A 21,114-nucleotide genomic window follows, 5' to 3' on the forward strand; every position below is an offset into this window, starting at 1 on the left:
ACGCCGGCTCCCTAAAAAGGCCACCAGCCTTCGATGAAGATCTTTCTCAGGCCCCAGAGCGCCAGATTGGCCAAAACGCCGCCGGTCACGTCGTCGAGCATGACTCCCAGACCTCCGGGAGCCTTTTCGCAGGCGTTGACCGGCCACGGCTTGAGGATGTCGAAGAAACGGAACAGCAGGAAACTGGGGATGAGAAAGTTCACCGCGCCGCTGCCCTGCCCGACCACGGCCACATGGCCGATCGTGGCGATCAGCTGGCCGACCACCTCGTCGATGATCACTTCGCCGGGATCGGAACGTCCCGACGCCTTTTCATAGGCGCCGGCCGCCCAGACGCCGACCGCCGCCAGCGCGGCGATCGCCGCCAGACGGAGCGGCTCGGGCAGAAACACCGCCAGCACGCAGGCCGCGGCGCTGCCGGCCGTGCCCGGCGCTTTCCTGACAAATTTCCCCAGCCCGCCGACGGTGGCGATCAGCCCCGGCAGCGTCATCACAGGATCGTTATTCATGAATCGCCTCTCCCGACAAATCATATTCCGACGAAGCGGTGATCTTCACCCTGATCATGTCGCCCGGCCGGGCGCGCCCCGCTCCCGTCACCGTGACGACGCCGTCGATCTCCGGCGCGTCGCGGAACGAGCGGCCGACGCGCTCGCCCGTTTCCTCATCGACCTCGTCGATCAGCACGTTCAGCTCATGCCCGACGAAATGCGCCTGCCGCGTCAGCGAAACCTGCCGCTGCAGCTCCATCAGCTCGTTGTAGCGCGCCGTCTTCTCTTCCTCGGGAATCTGATCGGGAAACGACGCCGCCGGCGTGCCGTCCTCGGGCGAATAGGGGAACGCGCCGAGGCGGTCGAAGCCGATCTCCTCGACGAAGTCGAGCAGCTTGTCGAACTGCGCCCGCGTCTCGCCGGGAAATCCCACCATCAGCGTGGTGCGGAAGGCGAAATCGGGATTGATCTCGCGCCCTCTTGCGAACAGCTCGCGGATATGGCGCTCCACCGGCGGGCGGTTCATGCGCCGCAGCACGTCGTCGTCGACGTGCTGGATGGGGATGTCGAGCCACGGCAGAATCACGGGGCTGGCGGCGACGCGCTCGAGAAAAACCGCGTCGACCAGCGAGGGATGCAGATAGAACAGGCGCAGCCAGACGCCGCGCGGCAGCTCCTTCTCCAGCTCGTCGAGCAGGCGCGGCAGCGAGGGGCGGCCGAACAGATCGGAACCGTAAATGCTCAGTTCCTGGCCGACGAGGCACAGCTCTTTCGCGCCTTCATCGACGAGGCGCCGCGCTTCGCCGACGATCTGTTCCACCGGCACGCTGCGCAGGCGGCCGCGGATGCCGGGAATGGCGCAGTAGGAACAGCGGCTGTTGCAGCCTTCGCTGATTTTCAGATAGCGCGTCCAGGGCGTGCCCGCCAGGTCGGCGCGCAGGCAGCCGGATTCCGCCGCGGCCGGAACGCCGCGCCCCATCTCTCGCAGCAGCGCGCCCCAGTCCTCCGACTTCGCCCAGAAATCCACCGTCGGGAACTCGGCTTTCAGTTCGTCGCCGTAGCGGTTCAGCATACAGCCGACGACGGCGATCTGCCTGACGACGCCGGCTTTTTTCAACCGTTCGAGATCGAGGATGACCTGGATGCCCTCTTCCACGGCCGCCTGCAGAAAGCCGCAGGTGTTGACCAAAGCGACGTCGGCTTCCTCGGCGCTGCCGACGAGACGGAATCCCGCCGCCTCGAGGACGCCGCCGAGATGTTCGCTGTCGACGGCGTTTTTCGGACAGCCGAGGCTGATGATGTGCAGGTTCTTCAAGAGCTATTTTCTCACTTTCAGGCTCGAGCCGTCGGGGCGGTACTCAAAGCGCTGCACGCCGGCGCCGGGGGAAGCGAAATCCCGACCGTTCGTGGAGACCAGCACGTTCTGCCCGGCGCCGAAACGGACGGACAGCGTCCTGTCCAGCGGAAAGGTCTGCTCAAAGCCTTCGCTCACCGTGGTCACGAGAAGGTCTCTGTCTCCCTCTCTGACGCGCAGCCAGCAATCGCCGCTGGCACGGATCGTCAGCGCGGCTTTGGCGGCGGCTTCGCCCATTTCTTCCGGCATGGCGGCAGGTTTCTCCGCAGAGGCGGGAGCTTTTTCGGCGTCCGGCTCCGCGCCGGCATTTTCTGTCTGTCGGCGCGCCTGCATTTCGCGCTGCACCGCCGCTTCCTCGGCCTTCTGCATTTCGTTGTGGCGCGCCTGTTCCGCCTCGCGGCTCTTCATCTCGTCGTAGGCCTGTTCCCGCTGCAGCTTGGAGACTTCGCCGCGGATGCGGTCCCAGTTGAACCACAGTCCGCCAAGAGCTCCCACGGTAAGAAGAACCAACAGCACCACGCCGTTGCGGCGCGCCGAGCTGTGCCGGAAACCGCGGGCCGGCAGTCCCATGTTCGCGGCGCCGGCCCGCGCCGACGAAGGCGGCATCATGGAATGCCACTTTCCCGTACTGCCTGAGCGAGCGATGAATTCCGGCGCGTCTTGGGGCGCCCCAAAGGTGTCGATTGTCAGCTGCTGGCGGTATTCGTTCCACAACTCGGGAGCGCCGATCAACGTCGTGCAGGTGCGCACGAAACCGCGGGCGTACACCAGCGCTTTGAAGCGGACGAAATTCCCCGCCTCGATGTCCTCGAGAAAGTTCTTTCTGATGCAGGTTGCCGCCGAGATGTCGTCAAGCGTCAGATTTTTGCTTTCGCGCAGGCGCTGCAGCTCGGCTCCCAGTTCCTGAAGCGAACGGGGCTCGTCCTTCTTGCGATCGCTCGTAGGGGTGTTCGCGTCTTTCATCGTGGTTCCTCCTTAAAAATGCATGAAACACCGCTTGAGTATGCTGCCGGCACTGCCACTATTCTCCAGCCGCCAGCAAACGCATTTTCGCGACGGTCGCCGCCGGGTCGGCCGTGCCGAAAACGGCGCTGCCCATCACGGCCACGTCGACGCCGCAACGGCGCACCTGCGCGACGTTGGCGGCGCCGATGCCGCCGTCCATCTCGATCAGGAACTCCAGCCCGCGGGCTTCGCGCAGCTGACACAGGGCAATGGCCTTTTCCGTCACTTCCGGAATGAAAGACTGGCCGCCAAAACCCGGATTGACCGACATCAGCAGCACCACGTCGGCGATGTTCAGCACGGGCTTGATCAGTTCCACAGGCGTGGCGGGGTTGAGCGCCACGCCGGGACGAACGCCGGCGGCGGCGATCTTCGACAACGCCCGGTGCAAATGACGGCATGCCTCCTGATGAACGACAAGGTAATCGGGGCGGGATTCGAGGAACATGTCGAGAAAGTCTTCGCCGGGCTCGACCATCAGGTGAACGTCGATGACGGCGTCAGGATAGCGGCGGCGCAGCGCCTTGACGATCGCCGGACCGTAGGACAGGTTGGGGACGAAATGGCCGTCCATTACGTCCACGTGCAGCCAGTCGAAATCGTTTTTCAGCGCGTCGATGGAGGCGCCGACCGCCAGAGGATCGGCGGAAAGAATCGAAGGCGCGATCAGAAACGGCTTCAATTGTAGCGATCCTGCCATACGAAATTGCCTCCCAGATAAATGGTGACGACGGCTTCGCCCACGTAGGGAGCGTTGATCTTGATGTACTCGCCGGCCTTGGCCTTGCGGTTTACGAGCGTGTGTTCGCCTTCTTTGTCGATCAGCTCGATGACCAGCGTCTGATTGCTCACGGGCGGCGCCTGATAACGGATCGAAGCGACTTTTTTCTTTGTTTCGGAGGGCGGCTGCTTCTTGTCGTCTTGCGCCGTCTGCGCGACGACGTCGTCACCCTTTCGGTTCTGGGCGGCCGCCGTGTCCGGCTCGACGCCGGGATCTTCAACGGCTCCTTTCGCGCCGCTGCCGCTCTTCTCGTCGTCGTTTTGCGGCGCCAGTTTGCGGTCCCAGCTGGCGACGCGCAGATAAACGTCGGCGCCGCGGGGCACGCGCTGGCCGGCAGCGGGATTCATGGAGACGACCATGCCCTGCGGCGAGCTGTTGTCGTAAACGCGTTCCAGGCGAGGACGCAGCGAGCTTTCGCGCGCCAAGCTCTCGGCCGTCTTCTCGTCACGCTGGACGAGATCGGGGACGATCACCGTGCCGGAAGCGGCCGCCGGGCCGAGGCTGATCAGCAGGCCGACTTCGCGGCTCTGGGAAATGGACACGGGCGCCGCGGGATTCTGGGCGACGACGACGCCGGCGGGGCGCTCGTGATTGATCTTCTGCACTTCGCCGAGGACGAAGCCCGCCTCCTCGAGACGCGCCACGGCCTGCTTCTCCGTCAGACCGCGCAGATCGGGCAACGGGAGTTTTTCGGAACCGCGGCTGACTTTGAGGATCGCCGCTTTGTCGGCGCGGAGTTTGACGCCCGTCTCCGGCCACTGGCCAATGACGGTGCCGCGGGGAAGCGCCGAATCCTCTTCCTCGACGCGGGCTTTGATGCCCATGCGCTCCAGCGTCTGCACGGCTTCGATGACCGAGCTGCCTTTCAGCAGCGGGATCGAACGGGCGGGATTGGAGAAGAAAACTTTATAACTGATGAAGGCCGCGCTGCCGATGATGCACAGCAGCACCAGCAACAATGCCGCTCGAAAGGTTCTGCCCATGATGTTTGCCTCCGATAGAAAAAATTCATTTCGAGAACGCGGCGAGATAGAAGCCGTCAGTCCAAGGATTTTCCGGCGTCAGCACGCCGCCTCTCCCGCAAGCGATTCCCCCGAAATCCGCGGAAAGAGGACGCTCGGAGATTTCCGGAAAGGCGCGCAGCGCTTTTTCCACCACTTCTTCATTTTCCGCAGCGAGAAGGCTACACGTGGAATATACCACTTTACCGCCCTTCTTGACCAGCGAAAAGGCGCGGCACAGCAACCGATATTGGAGTTCCGTCAGTTCCTCCAGATTCTCCGGCGAAAGGCGCCATTTGCCTTCGGGATGGCGGCGCCACGTGCCGCTGCCCGAACAGGGCGCATCGACGAGGATCGCGTCGGGGGCGCCCAGCGGTTCCAGTTCCAGGGCGCTGCCCGCACGCATGACGACTCGGCCGCTCAGTTTCAGGCGTTCCATCTCGCGGACGCCGGCGGCGACGCGCCCTTTGGAGAGATCCCACGCTTCGACCGCGATGTCGGGACGGAGCTGGGCGATCTGGCCGGTCTTGACGCCGCGCCCGGCGCACATGTCGAGCAGGCGCGCCCCCTCGAAATCGGCCGCTTCCGTGCCGACAAGGATCGAGGACTCGCTCTGGGGGGTGAACCAGCCCTCGCGGTATCCCGGCAACGCGCTCGGCAGCGCGGTGCCGGCCAGACGCAACCCATCCGGCAGAGGCGACTCCTCCACGGTTTGTCCCGCCGCTTCGAGCAGCTGGGGCAGATCCCGCGGAGCGTCCGGCGACAGGCGCAGCGAAAGCGAGCTGCCGCCGGCGTTCTGTTCGACGAGCCGGCGCCCGACAGCCGGGCCGTAATCGCGGCGCCAGCGTTCGCCTACCCAGGACGGCACGCCGCTGAGCAGGCACAGAGAATCCAAACTGTCGTCGTCCCGCAGGCGCTGCAGCTCCGCCGGACCTTCTTCCAGCACGCGGCGCAGCACGGCATTCACCACGCGGGCGCCGCGCGGATCGCGCGTTTTCGTCCATTCGATCAACGACGAGATCAGCACAGCGGGCGCGAACTTCTCCAGTTCCGTCAGTCCGGCCGCGCCCATCAACACCGCCGCCCGCACCGACTGGGAAAATTTTTCCGGGCGCGGCAGCAGGAACTTTTCGCGCAGATGCTCCCACAGCGAAAGCCGGCGCACGAGCGCGTAAGCCAGCGACGCCGCCAACGTGCGGTCCGGCGGCGAAACGCGATCGCCCAAAGTCCGCAGCGACTCGCTGACGATGCCGCCTTTATCCACCTGGCGCCAGAGGTACATAGCCGCTTCAACCCCGCGCATGAGCGGCAACTTTTTTTCGTCCATGGGACGCCTAATCTTCGACAATTTCGGCCTCGATGGCGTTTTCCGCCGACGTGGACACCTCCACGCCGCGTTCGATGCTGCTGAAACGCCCTCCCCATGCCGTCTCCGTACGCATACGGAACGCGGCCCCCTGCACCTGCAGGGTCGTCACGTCGTTGCCGCTCAGCGCGACTCCCTGCAAAAAAGGGGAGACGTAAAGGGCAACGAACCACGACAAGACCACGGCCGCCCCCACACTGACCGCATTCGCGCTCCCTGCGGCCGCCAGCAAAACAATCAGGAACAGAGTCAACAGGCACATGGCGATGACGCGGAACAGCGGGCTCGCGGCGACGATCCGCAACGATTTCTCGCCGTTTTTCAAACGCGCCAGCGCCTGTACCGACGCCTCGTAGACGGCGTTTTCGTCGTCGATGCCTTCGATGAAAAATCCCGTTGCCGAGGCGCTGCCGGTCAGTTCCGGCCAGCCGTTCCGACGGAGCACGTTACAGGCCGCGTGGCAGAGGGTCAGATTGGCGCGCACGCGGGCGTCGAACAGCACATCCCAGATCTGCCGCGGAGCTTTCGCCAGCCCGCGCATCGACGCTCCAGCGAAAAAGATCCCGCCGCAGAGCAAAATCATCACCAAAAACAGCGGCATCAGCAGAATCCAGCCTCCGGAAAACAGAAACAGGAACAACAACATCAGCCACAAGGGGTTAAATCTCATCGTCATCCTCCCGAAGGCAGACAGTCAAAAAACGGGTGGCCTCCCCTTTCCCGGGAACCACCCGATTTTTTTCAGCCGTTGTCAGTCACGGTTGCGCGAGTTGCGAAGCGCCAGCAGACGCACGAGCTGGAGCGCCGCCATCAGCGTCGCCGACACATACGTCATGGCCGCGGCGTTGAGGACTTTGCGCGCGCCGCCGACCTCGTCCCGAGTCATCATGCCGTTCGAGGAAAGCACCTTGAGCGCCCGGTTGGAAGCGTCGAATTCAACGGGCAGCGTGATCAAATGAAACGCCAGCACGCCGACGAACAGCAGGATGCCGATGTTCATCAGCATGTTCGAAGCGCTCAGCAGACCGATGAAGAACAGCGGCATGGCGGCACTCGACGACAGCGACAGCAGCGGCACCACGGCGTTGCGAATCTGCAGCGGCGCGTAGCCCGTGGCGTGCTGCACGGCGTGCCCCACTTCATGGGCGGCGACGCCGATCGCGGCGATGGACGTGCTGTTGTAAACGGGCTCCGAAAGAGACAGACTGCGGTCACGCGGATCGTAGTGATCGGTGAGCTGTCCGGCCACCTGCCGGATGGGCACGCCGGACAATCCGTAGCTGTCGAGGATCCGGCGCGCCGCTTCACGGGCCGTCAGACCGCTGTGCGAATGGACTCGAGAATAGGTGGCAAAAGCGCTCTTCACGCGCGCCTGCGCCCACATCGCCAGCAGGATTGCGGGAAACAGAATGATCATGGTCCAGTCAAGACCCAGCATAGGCATCATTTTCAAAGACCTCCCAGTTTTGAGCTTAGCTCTATTGAATCATGAACAGGCATTTTGGTCAATATTGGTAAAAAATACGATTTTACCGCCTGCCTACTTGTAAAATTTTGCGATCGTATCGGCCGTCCACTGCTGTTCCTCCATGGTCAGGCCGGGAAAGATCGGCAGCGCCAAGCACTCTTCGGCCAGTCTTTCGCTTTCGGGATAATCGCCCCGCCGGCCGCCGAGGAACGCGAAACACTTCTGCAAGTGCAGCGGCAGCGGATAGTAAACTCTCGAAACGATCCCTTCGGCGGCGAGGAAGTCCATCAGCTCGTCGCGCTTTTGGGCGCGGATCACGTACTGATGATAGGTGTGATAGTTGCCGGGGAGCTCATGAGGCGTCGTCACGAATTCGCCCAGCTCGCGCTCGGCGAACAGCATCCGGTAGCGGTCGGCGATGCGGCGGCGCTCCTCGATGCACTCGTCGAGATGGCGCAGATGCACGCGCAGGATCGCGGCCTGCAGTGCGTCGAGACGGCTGTTGAGCCCCACTTCGTCGTGGAAGTAGGTGGTCCCGGCGCCGTGCACGCGCAGACGGCTCAAACGTTCCGCCTGGGCGTCGTCGTTCGTGGTCACCATGCCGCCGTCGCCGTAGGCGCCGAGGTTCTTCGTCGGGAAGAACGAAAAGGCCCCCAGTCCCCCCCAGCCGCCGCAGCGGACGATTTTGCCGCCGGCTTCGCGCCACGCGCCGAAAGCCTGGGCGCAGTCTTCGACGACATGGATGCCGCGGCTTTTCAACTCGGGCGCGATCTTCTCCATCTCCACCATCTGGCCGAACAGGTGCACGGGCATGAAAACCTTCGTGCGCGGCGTGATTTTTTTCAGCACTTCGGCGGGATCGAGATTGTAGCTCTTCGGATCGATGTCGGCGAAGACCGGCGTGGCGTCGAGGCGCGTGATCGCGCTGACCGTCGCGAAGAACGTGAACGGCGTGGTGATTACCTCGTCGCCAGGCCCCACGTCGAGCGTCATCAGATCGAGCAGCAGCGCGTCGGAACCGGAAGCGCAGCCGACGGCGTGTTTGACTTCGAGATAATTGGCCGCCTCGTTCTCGAAGCTTTTCACTTCGGGACCGAGCACGAAATATTGACTCTCCACCACGCCGCGGATCGCTCCGTCGATTTCTTCCTTGATCTGCGCGTAATGCCTCTTCAAATCGAGCGTCGGAAGGGTTCTCTTTTCCATGGATGCATCTCCTCTGAGCTGGGACGGCGGCGCGAAAGGACGCCGCCTAGATTATTCGTTCAAAAACGGGCTTTATCGATAAAATATTATCCCTCAACGGCCCCGTTTTCTCTCAGGTCAGCTTATTTTATCACGAGCCGCAGCATCATGACACAGAGAGTGAAGAAACTGGTACAATACGTGACAGGAAGTTCTGTCTATATTCAGACAAAGGAGCCTTTCCCCATGAGATTGATCGTCACGTTTCTCTCCATCGGCACACTGATCGCTTACGGTTACGCGCTGGCCGGCCTGGGCGGCTATCTGATCGGCAAAGGCCATCCGAGCTACATCGTCTGGGGGCTGCTGCTGGGCACGCTCAGCGCCGTCGCCGCGCTCTTCCTGTGGCGCAAACACGCCCGCGAGTTTTACATCGACGATTGATCCGGCGGGCAGAACATAATTTCATGATAAAAAGCCGATGATCAAGCGATCATCGGCTTTTTTGTCCTTGAAGATTTTGTGTTCCGCAGGCGGATTACTCCACCGTGATCTCGGCGCTGGACTCCCAGAGGCCGTGAAGGTTGCAGTAGGAAACGGCGATGAGCGTGCCGCTTTCCTTGAGCTTGACGTGCAGACAGCCCTGAGGCGCCGTGGCGTTGTCGCCGTGGACGTCGAAGGTCAGCTCGCCGAGTTCGACCGCGAATTTGCTGGACGCGCCCTTGAAGTAGAGCTTGATCCAGGCGATGTAGTGCTCCATCGTGTTGGGATGGGCGATCTCCTTGCCGACCGAAAGCACCACGTGCGCCGTCTCCCCCGCCTTGACGGACGCCGGCGCTTCGATCACGGGAACGTGTTTTTCGCCTTTCCAGTCGCCGCTTTGAATCAGTTCGCCAATTTTCATTGTATTACCCCCCATTGAATAGATTTGTTTCTTGTACTCCGACTAATTATATCATGTTTCCCCGAAGAGGGCAAAAATTGTCGCCTTCGCCGCCCAAAGAACGGATGAGATCTCCTGTGTCACCGATAAATGTCGTCCGCCTTTCTCCCGCAGAAAGGCAAGGCGTTACGCATGCAGCGCCCTGATCTGTTCCCACAGGTCTCGTTCGCGGGCAGAGACGTTCTGCGGCACGCTGATTTCGATCGTGGCGTACAAGTCGCCGCGCAGGCCGCCGCCGCGCATGGGCAGTCCTTTGCCGTGCAGGCGCAGGCGGGTCCCCGACTGGGAGCCGGCGGGGACTTTCACTTTCAACGCGCCTTCGGGGGAGGGCACGCTCACGGTGCCGCCGAGCACGGCGTCCCACGGCGTCACGGTCACGGCGGTGACGAGGTCGTAGCCGCTGATCTCGAAGCGGCTGTCCGCCTCGATGTGAACGACGACGTACAGGTCGCCGTTTTCGCCGCCGCCCCGGCCGGGCGCGCCCTGGCCGCGCAGTTTCAGGCGCGAGCCTTCGCGGATGCCGCGGGGCAGGTTCACTTCGATGGTGCGGGTCCCGGCCGCGCCGCTGAGCGTCATGCTCCGTTTCAGCGGCGCGGCGATCACGTCGGCCAGCGAAAGCGTGATCTGCACTTCGCTGTCTTCGCCGCGGGCCGTGCGGCTGCGGCCGCCGAAGAGGTCGCTGGCGCTGAAGCCGCGTGCGGAACCGCCCATGTTGCCGAAGATGGTCTGGAAGAACTCGCTGAAACCGCCGCCGTCGCCGAATTCCATGTGCACGCCGCCGCCGGGGAATCCGCCGAAGCCCTGAAAGCCGCCGCCCTGTCCGCCGAACTGCTGGGCGGCTTCCCAGTTGGGGCCGAGGGCGTCGTATTTCTGGCGTTTTGCCGGATCGTGCAGCACTTCGTACGCTTCGTTCACGTCTTTGTACTTCTGCTCCGCGCCGGGGGTCTTGTTCACGTCGGGATGGTACTTCTTCGCCAGTTTGCGGTACGCGCTTTTTATTTCCTGTTCCGTGGCGGTCTTGGACACGCCGAGAATTTCGTAATAATCTTTGTAGGCTACGCTCATAGCCGGACACCTCCACCGGTCAGACCGATTTTCGCAATCGTCTAACCAAAGCTGACCATATTATATATTACTGAATTTCCTTTGTCCAGAGGAGGAAAATGAAACGTTGCGGAACGAAACGGAAAGTTTTGGACAGAGCGCGCCGCTTGAGGTAAAATTGGAATGGAAAATTAAAGCGCTTCGCGGAGGGACGACCATGGAATTTTGGAAGATCAACGGCAACGGCAACGATTTCATCACGCTCGACATGCTGGCCGCGCAAAAACCGGCGCACGAACTGGCGGAGCTGGCGCGCCGCCTCTGCCGCCGCCGCGCGTCCGTCGGCGCCGACGGGCTGCTGATCGTGGAGCCGTCCGCGGGCGCGCATTTCCGCATGAGACTGTTCAACGCCGACGGATCGGAAGCCGAAATGTGCGGCAACGGCGCGCGCTGTATCGCGCGCTTCGCTTACGAGCGCGGCGTCGCTCCGGCGGAAATGACGTTCGAGACGCTGGCGGGCGTGATGCGCGCGCGCGTCGAGGGCAGCTTTGCCGAGATCGACCTCGGCGAGCAGTCGTTCGCGCCGGACTGGATCGACCGGCCGCTGACGATGGACGGCGCGGCCTTCCGCAGCTGCTTCTTGTGGGTGGGCGTGCCCCATCTCGTGCTGTTCGCACCGGAGGAACTGAGCCGCGACGACTGCCGGCGCATCGGGCGCGCATTCCGTGCGGACGCGTCGCTGTTCCCGCAGGGCTGCAACGTGAACTTCGCGCGGCCCGTCGGGCGCGGCGAGCTGTCGGCCGTGACCTACGAGCGCGGCGTCGAGGATCTCACCGATTCCTGCGGCACGGGCAGCGTGGCGGCGGCGCTGTCGGCCGGTTTGCTGTTCGGCATGGACAGCCCGATCGAAGTGCACAATCCCGGCGGCACGAACCGAGTCGCTTTCGAACGGCTCGACGGGACGCGCTTCCGCACGGTTCTGGGCGGAGACACCGCCGTTGTCGCAAAGGGGGAACTTGGCCCCGATGCCTGATCGTACCAGAGAAGGGGGAGAAGAGTTCATGAAGGACAAACGAGAGCTTTCCAAGGACGAGCTGGAGCTGCTCCGCGACGAAGCGCTGCCTCCGGCGGAAGACGAAGAGATCATCGAAGACGACGATTGGACAGAGTTCCGCAAGATGAGCCCCGAAGAGCAGAAGTGGGCTCTGATTCAGCTTCAGCTCGATCAGGAACAGAAATATATCGAGAGCATTTTCACTCCCGAATAGGGAATAAAAAAACCGCGGGCCGTCGCCGTTTCGCGGCAGAATCTTTCAGGACGTGGTGTGATGAGACATCTTTTCAAAGCGCTGGCGCACTCTTGGGGCGGCTTTCTCGTGCTGCTCGGGGAAGCCGCGTTCCGTCAGGAACTGGTCATGCTGCTTGCCGCGCTGTCGGCCGTGTGCTGGCGGCGCGGCCTTTCCGCTTTCGCCGCCGCGCTGCCCTGGGGACTGCTGGTGCTGATCGCGGAAGCGCTCAACACCGGCATCGAAAAGACGGTGGATCTCTGTACGCAAGAATGGCATCCGCTGGCCAAAGCCGCCAAGGACGCGGCCAGTTTCGCCTGCGGCATGGCGATCCTGGCGTTCGCTCTGGTCTGCGCGCGGGAACTTTTCCTTTAGATTTTTTCGGTCGGAAGGCCGTCGTCTTCCGCTCGCAAAATGCCGGAAGTCCGAGAGCTTCCGGCATTTTTTTGAAAGGCGGGATGTGATGCGTTTTCTTCGCGTTTTTCTGCTGCACGTCCGGTCGGCGGGCGCGGCGCCACGCTCCATTAGCTTCCTGTCGGCACCCTGAAGCGAAGAAGCGTATGTTTCATGAAAGAGGCATCTTTTTAATGAAGACCGGGGGGAGCGAATGAACTTGAGCACTCTGTTCCAGATCATGGGCGGCGTCGGGCTGTTCCTGTACGGCATCAAACTGATGGGCGACGCCCTTCAGGATTTGGCGGGCGACCGCATGCGCACGCTGATCGCGTCGCTGACGAGCACGCCGCTCAAGGGCGCGCTGGTCGGCACGCTGGTAACGATGGTGATCCAGTCGAGCGCCGCCACGACGATCATGTCGGTGAGCTTCGTGCAGGCGGGGATGATGACGCTGAAGCAGGCGCTCGGCGTGATCATGGGAGCCAACATCGGCACCACCGTCACGGCGCAGCTGGTCGCCTTCAACATGAGCGAGCTGGCGCTGCCGCTGCTGGGCGTCGGCATGCTGCTGGCCGTCTTCGGCCACTCGAAAAAACGCCGCTACGTCGGCAACGGCATCTTCGGCTTCGGGCTGCTCTTCATCGGCATGAGCACGATGGAGCACGCGCTCGGCTTTCTCGCCGCCAACAAACAGTTTTTTCTCACCTTCGCCGCTCATCCGCTGCTGGGCGTCGCCGCCGGCACGCTGCTGACCATGGCCGTGCAGTCGAGTTCGGCCACGGTCGGCCTCACCATCGCCATGGCCGTGCAGGGGCTGCTGCCGCTTCAGTCGGCCATCGCCATCCTGCTGGGCGACAATCTGGGCACGACGATCACCGCCGTCATCGCCGCGCTTGGTTCGAGCAGGTCGGCCAAGCAGGCCGCCGCTGGGCACGTGCTTTTCAATCTGCTCGGCGTGGCGATCTTCCTGCCGCTGCTTGGCCCCTATACGGCGCTGATCTCGCACACGTCCGCGAATATCGCCCGTCAGCTGGCCAACGCCCACACGCTCTTCAACGTCGTCAACACCATACTCCAGCTGCCCTTTGTGAGTTTGCTCGCCCGGCTGATCCAGAAGCTGATTCCGGTCAAAGATGAAAAAGTTTACGCCGGCGCCCGTTATCTGAATGAAAGCCTGCTGAACACGTCGCCCGCCGCCGCGCTGACGGCGGTGCGCAACGAACTGCTGAACATGGGCGGCATGGCGCTGGAAATGCTCGACCTGGTGAAGCAAGCTTTCGCCTCCAAGGATCCGGGCGCCGTGTCCAAGCTGAATCGGGTGGAAGACGGCCTGAACGACCTGACGCGGCGCGTTGCCGCCTTCGCCGCCAAGCTTTGGCAGCGCCACATCTCCGATCATCTTTCCTCGCTGCTCGAATCTCTCGTGAACGGCTCCAGCGACATCGAGCGCATCGGCGATCATGCCCAGAACATGATGGAGCTTTACGAGTACCTTCAGGATCACAATCTCGAATTTTCGCCGTCCGCCGTTCAGGAGTTTTCCGCGATGCTCGCGCTGGTCCGCGAGATGGTGCAGAAGGCTCTCGAGGCCCTGCGCACGGAGAACGTCGAACTGGCCCGCGAGGTGTCGGTGACGATGGAAGACGGGGTCGACGCCATGGAGAGGCAACTGCGGCACACGCACATACAGCGCCTCAACGACGGGAGCTGTACGCCCTCGTCCGGCGTGCTCTTCATCGACCTGATCAGCAACATGGAGCGCATCGGCGACCACGCCACCAACGTGGCCGAAATCGTTCTGGAAACGTCCGGTCTTCATGCGCGCCGGGAAACGGGCAAAAAGTTCGAAATGTAATGAAAGGCGGGGAGACGCACGCACCACCGCGAGGACTCCAATTATAAGGAAGCAACCGGAGAAAATCGCCGCGCCGCTTTGGGATGCCGATCCTTGACTCAAACGACGAATGTTCTCCAGCCCCGCCGGCCAAAATCGCGCGCTTGTTCCCGGCCGAAAAAACCGCGGCAAAAAAATGCAAAAATTCGGCGGCGATTTATCCCGAAAAAGTCCGCAGAAACGGCGGCTCCCAATGATTGGTGTATAATTGTGAAAATCGCTCCGACATCGACCGGCGTCAACGGCCGACCGTCCGTTCAGCCCAGCTCGCAGGAGGCTTTGAAAATGAAAGAACCGGAAGCTTACGCCCCGACTGCCGCGGATTTCGTCTACCGACATCTGCGCGGCCAGATCTTCGCCAAAAAGCGCCAGCCCGGCGACCGGCTTACCGAAGAGGCGATCGCCCAGGAACTCGACGTCAGCCGCACCCCCGTGCGCGAGGCGATCCGCCGCCTCGCCGCCGAGGGACTGGCGACGCTGATCCCCAACGCCGGCGCCCGCCTCGCCAATCCGACCAAGAAAGAAATCATGGACACTTACGAGCTGCGCGAATATCTGGAGTGCCTGGCGGCGCGCAAGGCGGCCCTCAACATCACCGCCGCGCAGGCGGACAAACTCCAGCGGACGATCGACGAGGAAGAACAGATTTTCGCCGCCCGCAATTTCGAGGCCTACCTCGACGTGAACAACCGCTTTCACCGCACGCTGGCGGAATGCTCCGGCAACGCCGTGCTGGCAGAGTTCGTCAACAATTTGCTGGCGCGCACCTGCGTGTACATGATCTTTTACGATTCGTTCTTCGACATGAGCACCAATCCCAGCCTCGACGAGCACCGCGCCCTGCTCAAGGCACTGTTGGCGCACGACCCCGACAAGGCGGAGCAGCTCATGAAAGTCCACCTGATGCTGTCGGCCACGTCGCTGAAAAGCAACGAAGGCCTGCGCGTCGGCGGAGAATGAGCGCCGAACATCGTGAAGCGAGATCGGCATTTTTCTTCATAAAAGTATTGACACAGTTTGCCGGGCGCTGCGAGAGTGTTCAGACGCTTGCAGCGCCCTTTGCGAGGGGGAAACTTCGATGGGCAAGGACATCCTGCTGATCAGCGGCCTGCCGGGCTCCGGCACGATGGCGCCGGCGACCGTGGACACCGTGGCGGAATCGGTCCGCCGCAACCGCGACAATGCCGATAAGGGCAAATACATTCCGCCGGGGCCGCGCCCCGAGGCGGTTGACATATGAGACGCCCGCGCATCAGAATCACGCTCATCGATCGCAAAGGCCCCTGCCCGTGCCACCGTGGCCACCGCGTCGGCGACGAATGGGACTTCGACAGCGAACGCGGCACACTTTGCCCGATGGCCATGCACGTGGCCTTTCTGTACATCGATATCCTCCGCTATGGCGGCGAGATTCCCGGTCAGCCCAAGGGCACGGCCGTATTCTGCTGCCCCGATGCCGACACGATCAACGTCTTCAAAGTCGAACGCCTCACGACAGACTCACCTTCGAAAAACAGCCTGCCGGAATAATAAAAAGCCGCGGTGTTTTCGGACCGAAAATTCAGCTCTCAATCTTCTATAAATATTCCCAATGATCTTACAAGCTCATTGGAAACAGGACGCATCGATCATGTTCAGAGCGTCGTTTTTCACCGGCTTTGCGCAGTGGTTGAGTGCGTTGGAGAGCATGTCGGTATTCCCCATCAGCTTGCGATCTTTAACGGTATTACCGTTAATCCAAACATCAAAGGCACACTACGCGTAAAACCGGAGTTCTGGCGAAGATATGCTGCGCTGAGTGTACGCAGCTGGAGCCACAAGGGCAAGAACCGTAAAAATGATAGTTCGGGCTGCGGCGCCTGATCCGCAGCAATGGAAAGGAGCGACCATCATGAAACTGACGTTTTTGGGACACGCCTGTTTCGATCTGTTCGACGGGGCGTATCACGTGCTCACCGATCCGTATCTGACGGGCAATGTGCTGGCCGCGGCGAAGGCCGACGAGGTGGCGGCCGATTTCATCCTCGTCAGCCACTGCCACGGCGACCACCTCGGCGACACGCTCGACATCGCCCGGCGCACGGGCGCGACGGTGGTCGGCGTGGCCGAACTGCGCGGCATGCTGACGGAGGCGGGGCTGAAAAGCTGTCTCGGCAACATCGGCGGCTGGGGGCCGATGCCGTTCGGACGCGTCAAGCTGCTTCAGGCGATCCACGGCAGCGGCCTGCCGGGCGCGCTGGCCTGCGGTTTTCTGATCGGGATCGGCGGCAAAAAAATTTATTTCGCCGGCGACACGGCTTTTTACGGCGACATGGCGCTGCTGGCCGAGGAAAAGCTCGACGCGGCGCTGCTGCCGATCGGCGACTTTTACACGATGGGGCCGGACGACGCGGCCCGCGCCGCCCGGGCCGTGGGCGCGAAGATCACCGTGCCCATGCATTACGACACGTTCCCGGCCATCAGACAGGATCCGCAGGCGTTCAAAGCGCTCTGCGAACCGGCCGTCAAGGTCGCGGTGCTGCGGCCCGGCGAGTCTCTCGAGCTGTAATTTTTCCGCAAAGATTCGTCGCGCTCTTGCGCTTCGCAGGAGATTGTGTTATCATACCCGTCAATCAAACAGCGCAACTTTTTATCAAGAGTCAGGGGAGAGAGTCAGCTCGACGATCCTGCACCAACCTGCCCGCGTGGGAAAGGTGGTCCTGCTGACAGCGATGAGGGGAAGCCTCAAAGAGGGATTTGAGCCGCCTTGCCATCGCAGGGCGGCTTTTTCGTTTCCCCGAAGATGCGCGCGATCCCCCTACGGAAGGTGAAACCATGATCCAACTCCGCGGCGTCAAAAAAATCTATCGCGCGCCCGACGGCAACTCCGTCGAGGCGCTCTCGGGCATCGATCTGGACATCGGCGACGGTGAGATCTTCGGCATCATCGGCCTGTCGGGCGCGGGCAAATCGACGCTGCTGCGCACGGTTAACCGCCTCGAGGAGCCCAGCTCGGGCAAAATTTTCATCGACGGGCGGGAGATCACGGCGCTTGACGCCGGCGGTCTGCGGCTGGCGCGGCGCAAGATCGGCATGATCTTCCAGCACTTCAACCTGCTGGCCTCGCGAACGGTGACGGGCAACGTCGCCTTTCCGCTGGAGCTGGAGCGCTGGAAGCCGAAGGACGTCAAAGACCGCGTCGCCGAAATGCTCGACGTCGTCGAGCTTTCCGACAAGGCCGGCAGTTATCCGTCGCAGCTTTCCGGCGGCCAGAAGCAGCGCGTCGCCATCGCCCGAGCGCTGGCGAACCGTCCGCACGTGCTGCTCTCCGACGAGGCCACCAGCGCCCTCGACCCGCGCACCACCAAATCGATCCTCAGCCTGCTGGCCGGCATCAACCGCCTCATGGGGCTGACGATCGTCGTCGTCACCCACGAGATGAACGTCATTCGCGAGATCTGCTCGCGCGTGGCGATCATCGAAGCGGGACGCATCGTCGAACAGGGAACGGTCAAGGAAATATTCCTCAACCCGCGCTCGAAAACGGCGCGCGAGTTCCTCGCCAAGCTGCCGCGCACCGGCTACGACGAGGGTGCGGGACTGCCCCGCGAGGCGGGAAAGCCCGTGGCGGTGCTCACGTTCGACGGCTCGGCGGCGGAAGCGCCCCTGATCTCGCAGACGATCAAGGCCACGGGGGCCGACGTCAACATTCTCGCCGGCGCCATCGACAGCCTCTACGTGTCGCGCGTCGGCACCCTGACGGTGCAGTTCGGCGGCGCGCCGCAGGTGATCGCCGCGGCGATGGACATGATCCGCGCCCATAACGTGAAGGTGGAGGTGATCTGGAATGGCTAAAATCTTCGCCCTTCTCGCCGAGCCGACGCTGCAGACGCTCTACATGGTCGGCCTGTCGAGTCTGTTCGCGATCCTGCTCGGGCTGCCGCTGGGCATCGCCCTCGCGCTCACCGAAAAGGGCGGCCTGTGCGAGAACCGCGTCGCCGGCAAGGCGCTCGACACGTTCGTCAACGTCTTCCGCTCCTTCCCGTTCATCATCCTCATGATCATCCTCTTTCCGCTCTCGCGGCTGATCGTCGGCACGACCATCGGCACCACGGCCGCCATCGTGCCGCTGTCGATCTCCGCCGCGCCGTTCGTGGGGCGCGTCGTGCAGAGCGCCCTCAAGGAAGTGGACCGCGGCGTGATCGAAGCCGCGCAGGCCATGGGCGCCGACGTCAAGACCATCGTCCTGAAAGTGATGATCCCCGAAGCTCTGCCCTCGCTGGCCGCGGGCGCGACGCTGACGGTCATCGCCATCGTCGGCAGTTCCGCCATGGCCGGGGCCATCGGCGGCGGCGGGTTGGGCGACGTGGCCATCCGCTACGGCTTCCATCGCTTTCGCAGCGACGTGCTCATCGCCGCCGTCGTCGTTATTATCGCCATTGTCCAAGGGATCCAATGGCTCGGTAATAAAATCGTCCGGAATCTGAGCCGGAATCGATAATTTATTTTTCAGGAGGTTGTGTTGAAATGAAAAAAATCTGCGTTCTCGCTTGTGCCGTTTCTCTGTGCTTCGCCGGCGCCGCCGGCGCCGGCACGCTGCGCGTCGGTGCCACGCCCACGCCTCACGCCGAGATCCTCGCCCAGGTCAGGGACGACCTCAAAGCGCAGGGCGTCGACCTGCAGGTCGTGGAGTTCACCGACTACGTCACGCCCAACCTGGCGCTGAACGACGGCGAGCTCGAGGCCAACTACTTCCAGCATCTGCCCTACCTGCAAAGCTTCTGCAAGGACCGCGGCCTCGATCTGACTTCCGCCGCCACCATCCACGTGGAACCGATGGGCCTGTTCTCGAAGAAGTTCGCCACGTTCGAGGAGCTTAAAAACGGCGCGCTCATCGCCATCCCCAACGACCCCACCAACTGCGGCCGCGCCCTGCTGCTGCTCCAGTCCGCCGGATTGATCAAGCTGGCATCGGACAGCGGCCTCACCGCCACCGAGCTGGACATCGAAGAGAACAAACACGATTTCAAGTTCCGCTCGCTCGAGGCGGCCCAGCTGCCGCGTTCGCTCGACGACGTGGACGCAGCCGTGATCAACGGCAATTACGCGATCCCCGCCGGCTTCAACCCCGCCAAGGACGCGCTGCTCGTCGAGGGCGCCGACTCGCCTTACGCCAACGTCATCGCCGTCAAGGCCGGCAACGAAAACAACGCCGACGTGCAGGCGCTGGTCAAGGCCCTGCAGAGCGACAAAGTTTCCAAGTACATTCTCGACACTTACGCCGGCGGCGTGTTGCCCGCGTTCGGCGGCCCCGCCAAATAGAAAAAAGGCAAAACGATTTTTCGGCCATGCTGTTTCGCATCTTGCAGATCAGCATGGCCGCTTGTTTTTCGCCGCGCCGGCGTAAAAATGTTCCACGTGGAACATTTTGAAAAATATCCTCGCCGGCCTGACGCGCCGCACTCGGCGCGTCTCTCTTTTTCGACGGGACAGAACGCTTTCGCATTGGAAGTTATGGAGGTCTTATTCATCCACAACTTTTATTTTAAGAGTTTAAAATAAATTTTTGACTTTGACTCTTCATCACGCCACTAGGATCAAATAAAATAAAACACATTGGGTCTCGCGGTTGAAGGCGGAAATGGAGATCTTAATCGTCAGAAATAAAAATCTCGAATTCAGCTTTTGGCGCGCTGCGCCGCAGCTATAAATTATTCTGTATGCACGCAACGTTTTTCCGTTCGATGCGGGACGTTTTTTGGGTTCAAAATTATCATTTCTTAATTTTATTATTTTTTATAGCAATTTTTCCTTGCGCGCCGCTTGGTAATCTGATCGCTCCATGATAGAATTAAATTAATTAATTACAAAGAAATACTTTCAAGAGCGTTTCCCATTTTAAAAAGATCGACAAAAGGTCGCCTTTTTCCTTTTGAAAGAATTTTCCGATCGCGAGCAAAGGAGGTTCGGCGGGAATGGACGCTGAAACAAAAATCGCAGATGTCATCGCAAACGAGAATTTCAAGGGATATGGCCGGCTCCTTTTCCCCGGACGTCTGAGCGAATCCGACAAAAAACGCACGCTGGGGCAGATCGCGCCACTGTTCCCTTATCATCGGCATTTGAGCGTCGACGCCACGCTGAACGTCCTCAACTCCATGCTCGCGCGGGAAAAGAACGGCGAAAAGATCTTCTACGATCTCTATTCCGACAAGGAAAAAGGCAGGGATCCGACCAAGGCGGAGACGGGGCTGTTCTATTTCCGCGGCGTCAAAAAAGCGCCGTTTGCCGTTATCTGCGCGGGTGGCAGCTTCCAGTATGTGGCGTCGCTCCATGAAAGCCTGCCGCACGCGCTGGAACTGAGCCGCATGGGCTTCAACGCCTTTACGCTCCACTATCGGACCGAAAGTCTCGAAGCCGCCTGCGAAGATCTGGCTGTCGCGATCACGCAAATTTTCGCCCGTGCGGAGGAGCTCAACGTCGGCACGGAGTGTTATTCGCTCTGGGGCAGCTCGGTCGGCGCCCATATCGCCGCCTATCTGGCCTCGTACGGGCCGCACGGTTTCGGAGGGGGGCCGCTGCCGCGCCCCGGTACGCTGGTGCTGCAGTACACCGGGCACACGAACCACACCCGTCGGGAGCCGCCCACCTACGTTTGCGTGGGCGAAAACGATCCCGTCTGCGACTGGCGGGTGATGAAAAAGCGTCTCGACGCGCTGGCGGCCTGCGGCATCGATACGGAGTTCCACAAGTACCCGCATCTCGGGCACGGCTTCGGCCTCGGCCTCGGCACGGAAGCCGAAGGCTGGATCGCCAGCGCCGCCGCGTTCTGGAAGCGCCATCTGCCCCGGCGGACGCTGCGCGTGCTCAGCCGCTTCGAAGCCGCGGCCGTCTGACCGACAAAAAATCCGCGTCGTCAGC

At 61.9% G+C, this 21,114-nt stretch carries 24 protein-coding genes and 1 riboswitch; of the genes, 13 read left to right on the plus strand and 11 right to left on the minus strand.

Going from position 1 to position 21,114, the window contains the following annotated elements:
* Positions 1-11 precede the first annotated feature (11 nt).
* The 9 genes from HMPREF7215_RS02740 to HMPREF7215_RS02780 all read right to left on the minus strand — a co-directional run bounded on the left by HMPREF7215_RS02740 (position 12) and on the right by HMPREF7215_RS02780 (position 8,672).
* Positions 12-509 carry a phosphatidylglycerophosphatase A family protein gene (locus HMPREF7215_RS02740; protein ID WP_009164098.1) on the minus strand — a complete coding sequence of 166 codons (498 nt, stop codon included), beginning with the start codon at positions 507-509 and terminating at the stop codon, positions 12-14.
* Positions 502-1,806, minus strand: a complete 1,305-nt coding sequence (gene rimO, locus HMPREF7215_RS02745) for a 30S ribosomal protein S12 methylthiotransferase RimO (protein WP_009164099.1) — start codon at positions 1,804-1,806, stop codon at positions 502-504. Before rimO ends, HMPREF7215_RS02740 begins: the two co-directional genes overlap by 8 nt.
* A 3-nt stretch (positions 1,807-1,809) precedes the next feature.
* Positions 1,810-2,808, minus strand: coding sequence for a helix-turn-helix domain-containing protein (locus HMPREF7215_RS02750; RefSeq protein ID WP_009164100.1), 999 nt, complete (start codon positions 2,806-2,808; stop codon positions 1,810-1,812).
* 58 nt (positions 2,809-2,866) lie between these two features.
* Positions 2,867-3,550 carry a ribulose-phosphate 3-epimerase gene (rpe, locus tag HMPREF7215_RS02755; protein ID WP_009164101.1) on the minus strand — a complete coding sequence of 228 codons (684 nt, stop codon included), beginning with the start codon at positions 3,548-3,550 and terminating at the stop codon, positions 2,867-2,869.
* Complete coding sequence (locus tag HMPREF7215_RS02760) at positions 3,529-4,614, minus strand: PASTA domain-containing protein (RefSeq protein ID WP_009164102.1); 1,086 nt, start codon at positions 4,612-4,614, stop codon at positions 3,529-3,531. The genes rpe and HMPREF7215_RS02760 overlap by 22 nt, the downstream gene beginning before the upstream one ends.
* A gap of 25 nt (positions 4,615-4,639) precedes the next feature.
* Positions 4,640-5,959, minus strand: a complete 1,320-nt coding sequence (locus HMPREF7215_RS02765) for an RsmB/NOP family class I SAM-dependent RNA methyltransferase (RefSeq protein ID WP_009164103.1) — start codon at positions 5,957-5,959, stop codon at positions 4,640-4,642.
* A 7-nt stretch (positions 5,960-5,966) separates the two neighbouring features.
* Positions 5,967-6,668: a DUF6391 domain-containing protein gene (locus HMPREF7215_RS12300; protein ID WP_009164104.1), complete on the minus strand. Its 702-nt coding sequence runs from the start codon at positions 6,666-6,668 to the stop codon at positions 5,967-5,969.
* An 81-nt stretch (positions 6,669-6,749) separates the two neighbouring features.
* Positions 6,750-7,445: a zinc metallopeptidase gene (locus HMPREF7215_RS02775; RefSeq protein WP_009164105.1), complete on the minus strand. Its 696-nt coding sequence runs from the start codon at positions 7,443-7,445 to the stop codon at positions 6,750-6,752.
* A 93-nt stretch (positions 7,446-7,538) separates the two neighbouring features.
* Entirely contained in the window at positions 7,539-8,672 is a 1,134-nt protein-coding gene (locus HMPREF7215_RS02780; protein ID WP_009164106.1) for a DegT/DnrJ/EryC1/StrS family aminotransferase, read from the minus strand.
* Between the two features lie 225 nt (positions 8,673-8,897).
* Here HMPREF7215_RS02780 and HMPREF7215_RS02785 point away from each other — a divergent pair, with 225 nt between their 5' ends.
* Positions 8,898-9,095: a hypothetical protein gene (locus tag HMPREF7215_RS02785; RefSeq protein WP_009164107.1), complete on the plus strand. Its 198-nt coding sequence runs from the start codon at positions 8,898-8,900 to the stop codon at positions 9,093-9,095.
* Positions 9,096-9,189: 94 nt separating this feature from the next.
* On the opposite strand, the gene HMPREF7215_RS02790 is transcribed toward HMPREF7215_RS02785, so the two are convergent.
* Complete coding sequence (locus tag HMPREF7215_RS02790) at positions 9,190-9,555, minus strand: class II SORL domain-containing protein (RefSeq protein WP_009164108.1); 366 nt, start codon at positions 9,553-9,555, stop codon at positions 9,190-9,192.
* Between the two features lie 165 nt (positions 9,556-9,720).
* Positions 9,721-10,659 carry a DnaJ C-terminal domain-containing protein gene (locus tag HMPREF7215_RS02795; RefSeq protein WP_009164110.1) on the minus strand — a complete coding sequence of 313 codons (939 nt, stop codon included), beginning with the start codon at positions 10,657-10,659 and terminating at the stop codon, positions 9,721-9,723.
* A gap of 196 nt (positions 10,660-10,855) precedes the next feature.
* Here HMPREF7215_RS02795 and dapF point away from each other — a divergent pair, with 196 nt between their 5' ends.
* The 12 genes from dapF to HMPREF7215_RS02850 all read left to right on the plus strand — a co-directional run bounded on the left by dapF (position 10,856) and on the right by HMPREF7215_RS02850 (position 21,089).
* Positions 10,856-11,671 carry a diaminopimelate epimerase gene (gene dapF, locus HMPREF7215_RS02800; protein ID WP_040550267.1) on the plus strand — a complete coding sequence of 272 codons (816 nt, stop codon included), beginning with the start codon at positions 10,856-10,858 and terminating at the stop codon, positions 11,669-11,671.
* Positions 11,672-11,699: 28 nt separating this feature from the next.
* Positions 11,700-11,906 carry a hypothetical protein gene (locus HMPREF7215_RS02805; protein WP_009164112.1) on the plus strand — a complete coding sequence of 69 codons (207 nt, stop codon included), beginning with the start codon at positions 11,700-11,702 and terminating at the stop codon, positions 11,904-11,906.
* 60 nt (positions 11,907-11,966) lie between these two features.
* On the plus strand, positions 11,967-12,299 hold the full coding sequence (locus HMPREF7215_RS02810) for a diacylglycerol kinase (RefSeq protein ID WP_083798225.1): 333 nt from the start codon (positions 11,967-11,969) through the stop codon (positions 12,297-12,299).
* A 232-nt stretch (positions 12,300-12,531) separates the two neighbouring features.
* Positions 12,532-14,175: a Na/Pi cotransporter family protein gene (locus HMPREF7215_RS02815; protein WP_009164114.1), complete on the plus strand. Its 1,644-nt coding sequence runs from the start codon at positions 12,532-12,534 to the stop codon at positions 14,173-14,175.
* A 324-nt stretch (positions 14,176-14,499) separates the two neighbouring features.
* A complete protein-coding gene (locus tag HMPREF7215_RS02820; protein WP_009164116.1) occupies positions 14,500-15,174 on the plus strand; it encodes a GntR family transcriptional regulator in 675 nt (224 codons plus the stop codon).
* Between the two features lie 118 nt (positions 15,175-15,292).
* Positions 15,293-15,454, plus strand: coding sequence for a hypothetical protein (locus HMPREF7215_RS13070; RefSeq protein ID WP_009164117.1), 162 nt, complete (start codon positions 15,293-15,295; stop codon positions 15,452-15,454).
* Entirely contained in the window at positions 15,451-15,744 is a 294-nt protein-coding gene (locus HMPREF7215_RS02825; RefSeq protein ID WP_009164118.1) for a TIGR04076 family protein, read from the plus strand. Before HMPREF7215_RS13070 ends, HMPREF7215_RS02825 begins: the two co-directional genes overlap by 4 nt.
* Before the next feature lie 361 nt (positions 15,745-16,105).
* Complete coding sequence (locus HMPREF7215_RS02830) at positions 16,106-16,762, plus strand: metal-dependent hydrolase (protein WP_009164119.1); 657 nt, start codon at positions 16,106-16,108, stop codon at positions 16,760-16,762.
* A 78-nt stretch (positions 16,763-16,840) separates the two neighbouring features.
* A riboswitch (SAM riboswitch) is annotated at positions 16,841-16,932 on the plus strand.
* 96 nt (positions 16,933-17,028) lie between these two features.
* Positions 17,029-18,048: a methionine ABC transporter ATP-binding protein gene (locus HMPREF7215_RS02835; protein WP_040550251.1), complete on the plus strand. Its 1,020-nt coding sequence runs from the start codon at positions 17,029-17,031 to the stop codon at positions 18,046-18,048.
* Positions 18,041-18,694 carry a methionine ABC transporter permease gene (locus HMPREF7215_RS02840; RefSeq protein WP_009164121.1) on the plus strand — a complete coding sequence of 218 codons (654 nt, stop codon included), beginning with the start codon at positions 18,041-18,043 and terminating at the stop codon, positions 18,692-18,694. Before HMPREF7215_RS02835 ends, HMPREF7215_RS02840 begins: the two co-directional genes overlap by 8 nt.
* Before the next feature lie 26 nt (positions 18,695-18,720).
* Complete coding sequence (locus tag HMPREF7215_RS02845; protein ID WP_009164122.1) at positions 18,721-19,515, plus strand: MetQ/NlpA family ABC transporter substrate-binding protein; 795 nt, start codon at positions 18,721-18,723, stop codon at positions 19,513-19,515.
* A gap of 653 nt (positions 19,516-20,168) precedes the next feature.
* Complete coding sequence (locus HMPREF7215_RS02850; protein ID WP_009164126.1) at positions 20,169-21,089, plus strand: alpha/beta hydrolase; 921 nt, start codon at positions 20,169-20,171, stop codon at positions 21,087-21,089.
* Positions 21,090-21,114: the final 25 nt, after the last annotated feature.

The sequence above is a fragment of the Pyramidobacter piscolens W5455 genome (assembly GCF_000177335.1).
GTDB lineage: Bacteria > Synergistota > Synergistia > Synergistales > Dethiosulfovibrionaceae > Pyramidobacter > Pyramidobacter piscolens.